Here is an 11,590-nt window from a genome sequence, read left to right as displayed (position 1 = left end):
GGCGTGGATATCGGCGGCACCAAGACGCGCATCATGGTGTGCCTGGGCGAACGTACGATCGCCGACGAGGTGCTGGTGACCGAGACCTGGCGCATCCGTGAGATGGAGGCCGATGCCACGAAGCTGGCCGGCATCGTCGTCAATCTGTGTGGCGGCATGGCGCCCGCTGCCCTGGCGGTTGGCGCACATGGCTGCGACACGGGTGAACAGTGCCTTCGCTTCCAGGCGCTGCTGGCGGCCAGGACCGGCGGCGCGGTGCAGGTCGTCAACGATGCCGAACTGATGGTGCCCGCCGCTGGCCATGTCGACGGCATCGGCGTCGTCTCGGGCACCGGCTCGATTGCGGTCGCACGCACGGCTGAAGGCAAGATGCTGGCTGCCGGCGGATGGGGCTGGATCCTCGGTGACGAAGGCAGCGCGCCTGCCCTTGTGCGTGAGGCGGCCAAGGCAATCCGCCGCGCGCTCGACCGTGGCGAGGATGCCAGCGACCCGCTGATTGGAGCGCTGATGCGCGAACTTGGTACTGACGACCAGACCAAGCTTGGCATCCTGCTCAACGAAACGCGCGGCGCGGCGGTCTGGGGCCGCCATGCCAATGCCGTGTTCGACGCGGCGATCGCCGGCTCGGCGCTGGCTGTCCGTGTGATCAGGGAAGGCGGGGCAGGGCTTGCCGCGTTGGTCGAACTGCTGATCGAGCGCGGCGCCAATCCGGCCCTTGTCGTGGCCGGCGGTGGCGTCATATCTGAGCAGCCGATGTTGATGGCGGCATTCGTCGATGCCATGGCGAAAGTCTCGCCACGGAGCAAGGTGCTGTTACTACGCGAACCGCCGGTGCTCGGCGGGGTCGCGCTGGCCAGGCGGCTACTTGCCGGCCAAGGTGTGTCCTCACAAATCGGAGCCGTTTGAATGATGAAGCGTATCGGCTACCGCCAGGCGGTGGCGCGCCAGACGGAAAGTCTCGAGATCGGCAGGCGTTCAGTGGCCAGGTCGCTCGATGGTCTCGATGTCGACGTCCTTGCCGGCAAGGCGATCGGGCTTGCCGGCATTGGCGCCAGCTATCAGGCCGCCTTTGCCGGGGCGCTTTATCTGCGCGCGTGCGGCATGCGGGCCTTCGCTTACACGCCGACCGATCTCTATGGCCACACGGATGCCGCAGCGGATGCCTTCATCGCGCTTTCGGCCTCGGGGCAGAGCCGCGAAATTTCCGATGTCATGCAAGAGGCGTCGGAGGCACCGCGGCTGGCTGTATGCCGTGGCAGCGACAATCCGCTGGCTGATCTGACCGGCGCCGTGCTTGCCACGGATTCGGGCGCCGACAATGGTGCGAGTTCGACTGGCTATACCGGCACCTTGCTGGCGCTTGGCATGCTGATCGACAGGCTCGCCGGCAACAGCTTCGACTGGGCGCGTTTGCCAATCGCGGTCGCCACTGTTCTTTCCGGTGCCGAGCAGGCGGCCGGCCATGCGGCACGGCTGCTGCAGGGCAGGACATCCATCGATATCGTCGGCGCAGGTGTCAGTTTCGCCAATGCCGGCGAGGCGGCGATGCTGATCCGTGAGGCGGTTCGGGTACCGGCATCGGGATGGGACACGCTGAACTACCTGCATGGGCCGATGGAATCGCAGGATGCGGCGACCGGACTGATCGCCATCGGCGACGGCCGCGAGGTCAAGATCGCCACCGATGTCGCCGGGTTCGGCTGCCCCTCGGTGCTGGTGACGCGGCGGACGGATGTCGCTTCTGCAGACAGGCTGGTGGTGATCTCCATTCCCGCCCTTGGCAACGCCATCGCCGACGCCATCCTGGAGATCATCGCCATCCAGCTTATCGTCGGCGACATGCAGGATGCCGCTGGCCTCACAGATATCGTTTTCCGCTACCGCCAGACCGATATCAAGCTGAAGCCTTGGTCGCCGACCGAAGTCTGACGTGCCCGCCAATTATCGAGAAAATTGCCAAACCGCCCGGCAATGAGGCATTGAAGAGGTGTGAGTCGCGGCGGTGTTCGCTCTCGCGGACAGGGCAAAGCTCGAAAGGCAGAGATGGCGGCTGCGGAAATCCCCAATCTGACCGACAGTGCCCGCGCCGTGCTGCGTGTGCTCGCCGCGCATGGGCCTGTGACGCGGCCGAAGCTCGGAGCGATGCTCGACCTGTCGAAGCCGACCATGTCGGCCGCGGTTTCGGAATTGAGCGAACTGGGGCTTGTCGCCTCGCGCGGGCTGGAGCGCGGCGCCATTGGCCGCACGGCAACCATCTATGGCATCGGTCCGGGCGCGGGCTATGCGATCGGCGTCGATGTCGGCGCGGCCCAGGTGCGCGCTGTCGCTTATTCGATGGACGGGCAGCCGTTGTCGGCGGCGGAAGAGCCGATACCGGAGGCCAAATCCAGCCATCCCGACGAGGTCGGCGCCATCGTGCTGTCGGTTACTCATGCCACCATGGGCAAGGTGGGCAAGAGTTTTCGTGCGCTCCGCGCCGTTGCCGTGGCGGTGCCGCGTATCGTTTCCAACGACCGCTTCGACCGGCCGGGCGGACCGTCGGCCGTGCTTGGCCTGCTGCGGCGCGATGTCGAAGTGCCGATCATCCTGGAAAACAACGTCAACTGCGCCGCCATTGGCGAAATGCATTACGGCGCCGCGCAGGGCCACCAGACCTTCGCCTTCCTGCAAGTTGGCGTGCGGGTTGGCCTTGGCTTCATCACCGAGGGACGGTTGTTTCGCGGCGCCGGCGGCGCCGCCGGCGAAATCGGCCGCATGCCGTTTCCGTGGTCCGTCAACGAGACGCCCTATCGTGAAGGGCTCGAACATTATCTCGGCTCGCGGGCGCTGATCGAGCGATGCCGTGTCGGCTGGCCCTTGCAGGAAGGCGCGCCGCCCGACTCGGCCAAGGATCTGTTCGCGCGCGCCCGGGAGGGTTCGGCGTCTGCGCTGGCGGCTGTCGAGCGTCATGCCGCCGATATCGGCAGACTGGCGGCCGGCTGCATCGGCATGCTCGACCCCGGCCTGATCGTGCTTGGCGGCGGCGTTGGCAGAAACCCGCTGATGACGGAAAACGTCGAGCGCGTCGCGGCAGACCTTGCGTGGCCGACACGCATCGCCGTCAGTTCGCTGGGAGACGGCGGCACCGCGCTTGGTGCGATGAAGCTGGCCGTCGACTACAGTCTCGGGCTCATGCTGCGCGAAGGCCGGCATCCGGCTGTGGTGTTGCCGCCTTTGCCCGAGATCGCGCAAGACACGACGGATATTGTCGCTGAGGCAAAGGACGCCTGACCACAATAAAGGCAGGCGCCAGGCGCCTGCCTTTCAAATTTGACGATTGATGGCTTAAGCGGCCGCAGAGACCTGCTGGCTGGCCGCCACCACGGCATCGACCTTGGCGGTCGCCTTGGCGAGCGCGGCGGTCACCGCGTCAGGGCCCATGCCGACGCCTTCGATGCGGATGACGTCGACATCGGTCATGCCGAGGAAGCCGAGCACGCCGCGCAGATAGGGAATGGCGTGATCGAGCTGCACGGCCGCGCCTTCGGAATAAATGCCGCCCGAAGCCAGCACGATATAGACCTTCTTGCCGGTGACGAGGCCCTTGGGGCCGTTCTCGCCATAGGCAAAGCTCTTGCCGGAGCGAGCGATGTGATCCACCCAAGACTTCAGCGTCGAGGAGATGTTGAAGTTGATGAAGCCGGTGGCGAGGATCACCGTGTCGGCGGCGAACAGTTCGTCGAGCACAACGTCGGAGACGCCGACGACTTCAGCCTGGCGCGGGGTGCGGGCTTCAGCCGGGGTGTAGATGCCGGTCGAATAGTCGGCGTCGATATGCGGCAACGGGTTGGCGACGAGGTCGCGCACGACAAGCGTGTTCGACGGATCGGCAGCGAGGAGCTTTTCAGCGAATTCAGTAGCAATGCGGGTCGAGTGCGAGGCAGTGCCGCGGGGGCTCGATGTAACGAGAAGGATAGACATTTTGGGGCTCTCCAGGGGGTTGGATTAATTTGTCCCGCTGGATATGGGGCCATCGACCCATTTGAAAAACTGGCATATTTTCTATACTTTCCATCTATGAAGTGGATATGGTCATGCAGCCCAACCCGACGCTCGATCAACTTCAGGTCTTTTTGACTGTCGCCGAGGCCGGCAGTTTCTCGGCCGCCGGCCGCAAGCTCAACCGCGCGCAATCCGTCATCAGCTATGGCATCGCCAATCTCGAGGCGCAGCTCGGACTGAAGCTGTTCGAGCGCGAGGGCACGCGCGAGCCGCAACTGACCGAGATCGGCCGGGCGATGCTGGAGGATGCGCGACGCATGGTCGGCGTGCTGCAGCGGATCCGCACGCGAGCCGACGGCTACCATCAGGGGCTGGAGGCGGAAGTCGCGCTGTCGGTCGATGCGGCACTGCCCTCGCCAGTATTGGTTCGGGTGCTGAAGGCATTCGAGGCCCAGTTCCCGACCGTGACGCTGCGCCTGCACATAGGCTCGCTGGGGTTGATCCCGGATCACGTCGTCAGCGGGCAGGCCGATCTCGGCATTGGCGGCCTGCTGGGCGAAGTCGACGATGTGCATCTTGTGCGCATCGGCTTCATGTCGATCGTGCTGGCTGCCGCGCCAAGTCACCCGCTGGCGTTGCTGCCGAAGCCCGTCGCAATCGAGGATGCGCGCGAACACATCCAGCTTGTCGTCACCGACCAGTCCGAACGCACCAAGGGGCGCGACTTCGGTGTCTTCGCCTACCGCACCTGGCGGCTGACGGATATGCGCACCAAGCATATGCTGATGCGCGAGGGGCTGGGCTGGGGCGGGCTGCCGCGCTGGCTGATCGCCGACGACCTGGCCAGCGGCCGGCTGGTGGAACTCGACCTCGAGCCTTTCAGGGAGGCGAACTCGCCACTGTTTGCCATGCATCGCAACGACAGCAGCCCGAAGCCGGCGGCGGCCTGGCTAATCGAGCAGTTCAAACGCCAGCTCGGCTGCTTCAACGAGTTCGAGCCGGGCCAGGTACCTGACGAGGAGGACCTGGAGAGAGCCCATCAATCAGCGCCATGAGCACGGTGCGGTAGTCTTCGGCTGACTCACCGGCCTCGGTGGCCAGGGCCGCACGGTCGAAGGCGGAAGCCAGCAGCGCGGTCAGCGCCTCGACCGGCAATCTCGTCATCGTCTGCGCCCGCATCGCCGCGACAAGCCCCTCGCGCAGCGAGCGGTTGCCATGCCGGTTGTCGATCGCGTCCATGGCGGCGCGGCCAAGCACGGCCGGCCCGTCAAGCAGCAACAGCCGCGTGCGGCCGGGCGCGCGCATGGCGACGAGATAGGCGTCCGAACCGGCGATCAGGGCGTCGCGGGCAAACAACGAGGGCGGCGAGGCGCGCTCGATTTCGTCAGCCACAACTGCCGCTTCCTGTTCAACCACGGCGGCGAACAGCGCTTGCTTGTCGGCAAAGTGGTGGTAGAGCGCGCCGCGCGTGACGCCTGCGGCTGCCACGATCTCGGGGGTGCCGGTCTCGGCATAGGATTTTTCGGTGAACAATTTGCGCGCCGCGGCGATCAAGTCGGCGCGCGTCGCCTCGGTGCGGTCGCGGTTGGAACGGCGCGCGGATTCTCGTTGCATACATGCAGCCTGTATGTTAATTCAATCTACATGCAGACTGTATGTTGTTTGACGGGAGAAGGAAAGATGAAGACCACGAGCTACTACCCGGTGCTGATGACAGGCGATGTTGCCGCCACAAAGGCTTTCTATATCAAGCATTTAGGCTTCAAGCCGCTGTTCGAGAGCGACTGGTACGTGCATTTGCAATCTGCCGATGATCGCCGCGTCAATCTTGGCATCGTCCATGGCGATCATGAAACGATCCCAGAAGAAGGGCGGGGCCGCACGTCTGGTCTGCTGATCAATTTCGAGGTCAGGAACCCAGATGCTGTCTACGAACGGATCACCGCCGCCGGCCTGCCGATCTTGTGCAGCCTGCGCGACGAACCCTTCGGCCAGCGCCATTTCATCACCAAGGACCCCAATGGCGTGTTGATCGACGTGATCAAGCCGATCCCGCCGAGCCCGGAGTTTCAGGCGCAATTTACCGAGGGTGCCTGAATGGGGTCGCTGGCAGGAACTGTCGGCAGAGATGGGCGGCGGCACCGGCTGCGTGACCTGGCGGGCATTCGCGGCCTATGGTGGGCTTGGCAAACCTAGGCTCTTCCATGCGTGAAATCTGCCTTATCCGCGCCCCGTCCAACCTTGGTCTTCGCCCGCTCCGGCCCGGCCATGTGCCAGGGACATGGCGGGCGCCGCAGGCGCTGAGCGAGGCCGGCCTGGTCAAGGTGGTTGCTCCCGCCAAGGTGGTCGATCTCGAACGGCCCGCCTACGGCACCGAACCGCAGCCTGGCACCCGACTGCGCAATGGCCCTGCGATCCGCCGGTTTAATCTGGAGCTTGCCGAGTTTGTCGCCGCCACGATCGGGCAGGGCGAATTTCCACTGATCGTCGGCGGCGATTGTTCGATCCTGCTTGGCGCGCTGGCGGCCGCACGGCGGTCCGGTCCACTGGCCCTGGTGCATGTCGACGGTCACAGCGATTTCCGTCATCCCGGCAACTACGATGCCGATGCCACGCTCGGCTCGGCCGCCGGCATGGATCTCGCGCTCGCCACCGGGCGCGGCGAACCGCTCCTGACCGAGTGGCCTGGCATTGCCGGGCCGTTGGTGGCCGACGAACGGGTGATCCAGATCGGCGAACGGGAGAGCCGTGATGCCGACTTCGCCTGGGCGGACATCAACTCCACCGCCATGACGCTGATCGACGTCTTTGCCGCGCGCGAGCTTGGCGTGGCGAGGGTGCTGGAAAAGACCCGGGCAACGCTGGCGCGGTCTCCCTACTGGCTGCATCTCGACATTGACGTGCTCGACCAGACGGTGATGCCGGCGGTGGATTCGCCCGGCAGTCCCGGCATCGATCCCGACGATCTCGTCGCTATCCTGTCCGCATTGGTTGCCGGTCCTGCCTGCATCGGCATGGACATGACGATCTTCGATCCCGACCTCGACCCGACCGGCGAACTGGCGGCGCTACTGGTGTCGCTGCTTGGGCGGGTGCTCGAGCAGCGAGACCTCAGCTGCGCGCCACCGGCGTCACCGTCACCTGACTGACGCCGGTGCGGCGCACGACGGTGCACAACGTCTCGCGGCCGATGCGCTCGGCGTCGAGCAGGCGCACCAAATCGTCGACGCCGGTGACCGGGCGGCCGTCGATGGCGGCGATGATATCGCCTTCCTTCAGGCCGGCCTTCGCCGCCGGGCCATTCTTCTCGACGCTGCGCAGCCGCACCGCCGTGCTGGTCGAGACTTGCGACAAAAGGGCTGCGCGGCGCGGCAGGTTCGTCGTGTCGGCTGAGACGCCGATGAAGGCTCGGCGCACGCGGCCGAAGCGGATGATCTCAGAGATGACGAAATTGGCGGTGTTCGAGGCGACGGCGAAAGCAATGCCTTGCGCGCCATGGATCATGGCGGTGTTGACGCCGATAACCTCGCCAGCCGAAGACACCAGCGGCCCGCCGGAATTGCCGGGGTTGAGCGCTGCGTCGGTCTGGATGACATCGTCGATCAGCCGCCCGGTGGAGGCGCGCATCGAGCGGCCGAGCGCCGAGACGACGCCTGAGGTGACGGTCCATTCGAAGCCGAGCGGATTGCCGATGGCAATGGCGATCTGGCCGCGCCGCAGCCGCTTGGAATCGCCAAGGGGGGCGACATCGGCAAAGCTGCCGTCGGCACGCACCAGCGCCATGTCGGTGTCGGGGTCGCGGCCAAGCACGCGCCCCTCGCTGGAGGCGCCGTCCGGCATCGAGACACGCACCGTCTTGGCGTCGCCGACGACATGGAAATTGGTGACGACCAGTCCGTCCGGCGCGATGACGAAGCCGGAGCCATGGCCGCCCTGACCGCCAACACGCTCGATGCGGCAGACGGCGGGGCCGATGCGGTCGACGGCGTCGGCAACCGTCGTTGAATAGGCGTCGAGCAGCGTGTCGTCGGTTTGGAGTTTGGCGGCGGCGAGGGCCATTGGCGGGCTCCGTGTTTTCAGGCTTTTTCCTGTGCGTGTCGTTATCCCAAAACCGCTGAGCACTTTTGCGCGACACGCACTATATGTGCGAAGCGGCTGGAACCGTCGCGACCTGACCAGATGGCCAGTCAAACCGCCAACTAGCCGTCAGKCGAGTACCTCCAAGCGCGCTGCCGAGCGATATCTGGGGCATGAAGAAACCCAGGAGACCAACATGAGCGATTTCAATCTGAGCGCGTTTTCCCAGGCCATCGCCGATCTCGCCGCCAAGGCGGCGCCGGCAATTGCAAGTTTCGTCACGCATCATCATCGCACGGCAAGCGCCTTCCATTGGAGCGACGGCTATTTCGTCACCGCCGAGGAAGCCGTCGAGGCTGGCGAGGAGATCGAGCTGACGCTGGCCTCTGGCAAGACGGTGAAGGCCGAACTCATCGGCCGCGATCCATCGACCGGCGTCGCCCTGCTGAAGCCGGCCGATGCGGGCACAGCGCCTGCACTTACCAAGGCCGATGCGGTACGGCCCGGCAACATCGCCATCGCCATCGGCAACAGCCAGGGTTCGGCACTGGCCGTGTCGGGCTCTGTCGGCGAGGTCGGCCCGGCCTGGCGCTCGATGCGCGGCGGCACCATCGACCGGCGCATCAATCTTGCCATCGGCGCCGGCGGCCGTTTCGAGGGCGGTCCTGTGCTCGACGCCAAGGGCGCGCTGATCGGCATGCTGTTGTTCGGGCCGCGCCACCGGGCACTGGTGATGCCTTACGAGACGATCGAGCGGGCGGTTGCGACCTTGCGCGAAAAGGGTCACGTCGCGCGCGGCTATCTCGGCGCCGGGCTGCACCCGGTGCGCGACCGCGACGCGCATGGCGCGATGGTGATGAGCCTCGACGACGAGGGCCCGGCCAAGGCCGCCGGTCTTTCGCTCGGCGACATCATCGTGGCATGGAATGGCGAGGCCGTGCATGGCCCGCGCGACCTGATCCGCAGGCTCGGGCCTGACAGCGCCGGCGTTGCCGTGACACTCGGTGTCGTGCGCGGCGGCGAACAGCGCGATGTCGCGCTGACGATCGGCGAAAAGCCGCTTTCCTGAGAGGAGTGATGGACACGATCACCAGCGACCCGATCATGCATGACGGTGCCGCCTCGCGGCGGCTGGTGGTGCTGATTGCGCTTGGCGACGCGGCACGCGCCGAGCGCCTGGCTGCGTCGTTTGCCGCGAGCGAAGACCTGCTGCCTGTCGTGGCCGGCGGCGGCACGGCCGATGTCGCCATCGTTGACGACACCAGCGGTGATGCCGTGCCGGCCTCCACGCCACGGGTGCTGCTGTCGGGCAGCGGCGAGCGGCCTGCCGGCGAGGTGTTGGCCGTAATGCCTGCGGGCGCGGACGATCTGTTGATCGCCGCGGCAGCGCGGCTGGCGGCGGCCGGCTATCGCGTAACGAGCGATGGCGGACGCGGGCGCCATGAGGATTTCCATGCCAGCGATCGCGAGGCCGGCGATGGCGAGCCGTTTGACGACGAAGCCTCCGACGAGCACGCCGCCCGGCCTTCGCTGTCGCCGCGCGAGGCGGAAGTGCTGGCGCTGCTGGCCGAGGGCGCACCCAACAAGGTGATCGCGCGGCGGCTGAACATTTCCGTGCACACGGCGAAGTTCCATGTTGCCGCGATCCTGATCAAGCTGGGTGCCGCCAACCGCACAGACGCGATCGCCATCGCGATGCGCCAGGGGCTGGTGCTGGTTTAGTCACAAACCCTACGCAGCGTAACTCGACGTCCAGCGCGTCGGACCTTGCGCTGTGGTCGCCTGCCGCGCAAAGGTTCGCGCCTGCTGTGTTGCAAGGGAGGCGCAAGGAAATGTCGCTCAAGGGAAAGACGCTGTTCATCTCCGGCGGGTCGCGCGGCATCGGGCTGGCGATCGCGCTGCGCGCCGCGCGTGACGGCGCCAATGTGACGATCGCCGCCAAGACCGCCGAGCCGCATCCGAAGCTTCCGGGCACGATCTACACCGCGGCTGAAGAGATCGAGCAGGCCGGCGGCAAGGCGCTGCCTGTGCTGTGCGACATCCGCGAGGAAGCACAGGTTGCCGAGGCGATTTCAAGGACCGTCGAAAAGTTCGGCGGCATCGACATCTGCGTCAACAATGCCAGCGCCATCCAACTCACCGGCACGCTGGAAACCGACATGAAGCGCTACGATCTGATGCACCAGATCAATACGCGCGGCACCTTCCTGGTCTCCAAAATGTGCATTCCGCACCTGAAGTTGGCTAATAATCCTCACATTCTGAATCTGGCGCCGCCGCTCGACATGGAGGCCAAATGGTTCAAGAACCATGTCGCCTACACGATGGCCAAGTTCGGCATGTCAATGTGCACGCTGGGCATGAGCGCCGAGTTCGCAAAGGACGGCATCGCGGTCAATTCGCTGTGGCCGATCTCGACCATCGACACGGCGGCGGTGCGCAATCTGCTCGGCGGCGCAACTGTGGCGGCGATGAGCCGTTCGCCCGACATCATGGCCGATGCCGCGCATGCGATCTTCATGCGGCCATCGCGCGAGGCGACCGGCAATTTCTATATCGACGAGGAGGTGCTGCGCGCCGAGGGCGTCAGCGATTTGTCCATCTATGCGCCGGGCGCGACCGGGCCGCTGGCTGGCGACTTCTTCGTGCCGGACGAGGTGTTTGCGCGGACGGACACGAAGATCAAGCGGATCTACTAGAGGCTCGAGGCCGCTAGCCGCCAATCCTTGAGCTGCGGAAAATCCTGCTTATGCAAGGCGATAGGGCGCCGATCCTGCTGGATTGATTCAACGCCAGCAGGCGTCACCTCACGCCTCGTCCTTCTTGCCTTTGCTCAGGCCCATCAGCCGGTCGATATAGGCGAGCATGAAGGCCGAGACGACGAAGGCGAGGTGGATGATGGTCAGCCACATCAACTGGTCGGTCGAATAGGAAGACGAGTTGAGGAACACCTGCAAGAGGTGGATGGAAGAGATGGCAACGATGGTCGAGGCAACTTTGACCTTCAGCGAACCGACATCGATCGTGCCCAGCCAATGCACGCCACCGTCTTCATCGTCGAAGCGGCTGACGAAGTTCTCGTAGCCCGAGATGATGACCATCACGACCAGCGAGGCGACCAGTGCGGCATCGATCAGCCCCAGCATCTTCAGGATCGTGTCGGTGTCGCCAAGCGTCAACGCCACGGTGACGAACTCGTAGAGCTTCTTGCCGAAGGACAGCGCATAGATTGCCAGCGCCACGCCCAGCCCGAGATAGAAAACGACCAGCAGCCAGCGCGAGGCAAGGATGATCGATTCGATGGCCAGTTCGAGACGCTTCATGGAGTGGTTCCGGGGTTCTCTTGGGATAGTGGGCCGCGAGGTGGTGGCTCGTATTTCGGTCAGGTCGTCCCTGTTTGCAAGACAAAAAACCCCGCCGGTGAGGGACCGGCGGGGCTCAATGCGTCCCGCTGGAGTCGGGACGGGGCAGGGAACGCCCTGTCAAGAATCTGGGGTAGGTGAACCCACTATTCAATGTGCAGGCGCTAATG

13 protein-coding genes are annotated in these 11,590 nt (G+C 65.2%); 9 read left to right on the top strand and 4 right to left on the bottom strand.

Annotation, left to right across the window (positions count from 1 at the left end; all coding sequences use genetic code 11):
* From ACXJ7R_RS14640 to ACXJ7R_RS14630, 3 genes are all read left to right on the top strand, one after another.
* A partial coding sequence (locus ACXJ7R_RS14640; RefSeq protein WP_457152457.1) for a BadF/BadG/BcrA/BcrD ATPase family protein occupies positions 1-906 on the top strand: 906 nt, incomplete at its 5' end.
* The gene (locus ACXJ7R_RS14635) at positions 907-1,929 is read left to right on the top strand and encodes an SIS domain-containing protein (protein ID WP_457152456.1); all 1,023 of its coding nucleotides are present in this window, start codon (positions 907-909) and stop codon (positions 1,927-1,929) included. It begins immediately after the preceding gene.
* Between the two features lie 114 nt (positions 1,930-2,043).
* Complete coding sequence (locus tag ACXJ7R_RS14630; protein WP_457152455.1) at positions 2,044-3,270, top strand: ROK family transcriptional regulator; 1,227 nt, start codon at positions 2,044-2,046, stop codon at positions 3,268-3,270.
* Positions 3,271-3,324: 54 nt separating this feature from the next.
* Here ACXJ7R_RS14630 and ACXJ7R_RS14625 read toward each other — a convergent pair whose 3' ends face one another.
* The gene (locus ACXJ7R_RS14625; RefSeq protein WP_457152454.1) at positions 3,325-3,960 is read right to left on the bottom strand and encodes an FMN-dependent NADH-azoreductase; all 636 of its coding nucleotides are present in this window, start codon (positions 3,958-3,960) and stop codon (positions 3,325-3,327) included.
* A gap of 113 nt (positions 3,961-4,073) precedes the next feature.
* Here ACXJ7R_RS14625 and ACXJ7R_RS14620 point away from each other — a divergent pair, with 113 nt between their 5' ends.
* Complete coding sequence (locus ACXJ7R_RS14620) at positions 4,074-5,036, top strand: LysR family transcriptional regulator (RefSeq protein ID WP_457152453.1); 963 nt, start codon at positions 4,074-4,076, stop codon at positions 5,034-5,036.
* On the opposite strand, the gene ACXJ7R_RS14615 is transcribed toward ACXJ7R_RS14620, so the two are convergent.
* The gene (locus tag ACXJ7R_RS14615; RefSeq protein ID WP_095090997.1) at positions 4,966-5,595 is read right to left on the bottom strand and encodes a TetR/AcrR family transcriptional regulator; all 630 of its coding nucleotides are present in this window, start codon (positions 5,593-5,595) and stop codon (positions 4,966-4,968) included. The genes ACXJ7R_RS14620 and ACXJ7R_RS14615 overlap by 71 nt on opposite strands.
* 66 nt (positions 5,596-5,661) lie before the next feature.
* Between ACXJ7R_RS14615 and ACXJ7R_RS14610 the strand changes: the two genes are divergently transcribed.
* A complete protein-coding gene (locus ACXJ7R_RS14610; protein ID WP_457152452.1) occupies positions 5,662-6,078 on the top strand; it encodes a VOC family protein in 417 nt (138 codons plus the stop codon).
* A gap of 107 nt (positions 6,079-6,185) precedes the next feature.
* Entirely contained in the window at positions 6,186-7,130 is a 945-nt protein-coding gene (locus ACXJ7R_RS14605) for an arginase family protein (protein WP_457152451.1), read from the top strand.
* Here ACXJ7R_RS14605 and ACXJ7R_RS14600 read toward each other — a convergent pair.
* A complete protein-coding gene (locus ACXJ7R_RS14600; RefSeq protein ID WP_457152450.1) occupies positions 7,093-8,040 on the bottom strand; it encodes a S1C family serine protease in 948 nt (315 codons plus the stop codon). The genes ACXJ7R_RS14605 and ACXJ7R_RS14600 overlap by 38 nt on opposite strands.
* A gap of 214 nt (positions 8,041-8,254) precedes the next feature.
* Here ACXJ7R_RS14600 and ACXJ7R_RS14595 point away from each other — a divergent pair, with 214 nt between their 5' ends.
* The 3 genes from ACXJ7R_RS14595 (at position 8,255) to ACXJ7R_RS14585 (ending at position 10,757) form a co-directional block, all read left to right on the top strand.
* Positions 8,255-9,127, top strand: coding sequence for a S1C family serine protease (locus tag ACXJ7R_RS14595; protein WP_457152449.1), 873 nt, complete (start codon positions 8,255-8,257; stop codon positions 9,125-9,127).
* Between the two features lie 8 nt (positions 9,128-9,135).
* Positions 9,136-9,780, top strand: a complete 645-nt coding sequence (locus tag ACXJ7R_RS14590; RefSeq protein WP_457152448.1) for a response regulator transcription factor — start codon at positions 9,136-9,138, stop codon at positions 9,778-9,780.
* Between the two features lie 110 nt (positions 9,781-9,890).
* The gene (locus ACXJ7R_RS14585) at positions 9,891-10,757 is read left to right on the top strand and encodes an SDR family oxidoreductase (protein WP_457152447.1); all 867 of its coding nucleotides are present in this window, start codon (positions 9,891-9,893) and stop codon (positions 10,755-10,757) included.
* A gap of 108 nt (positions 10,758-10,865) precedes the next feature.
* On the opposite strand, the gene ACXJ7R_RS14580 is transcribed toward ACXJ7R_RS14585, so the two are convergent.
* Positions 10,866-11,381 carry a TIGR00645 family protein gene (locus ACXJ7R_RS14580; protein ID WP_457152446.1) on the bottom strand — a complete coding sequence of 172 codons (516 nt, stop codon included), beginning with the start codon at positions 11,379-11,381 and terminating at the stop codon, positions 10,866-10,868.
* Between the last annotated feature and the right edge of the window lie 209 nt (positions 11,382-11,590).

It is taken from the genome of Mesorhizobium sp. P5_C1 (genome assembly GCF_054049815.1).
The sequence above is the reverse complement of the archived record's forward strand: the minus strand, read 5'-3'. Positions and strand labels throughout refer to the sequence as shown.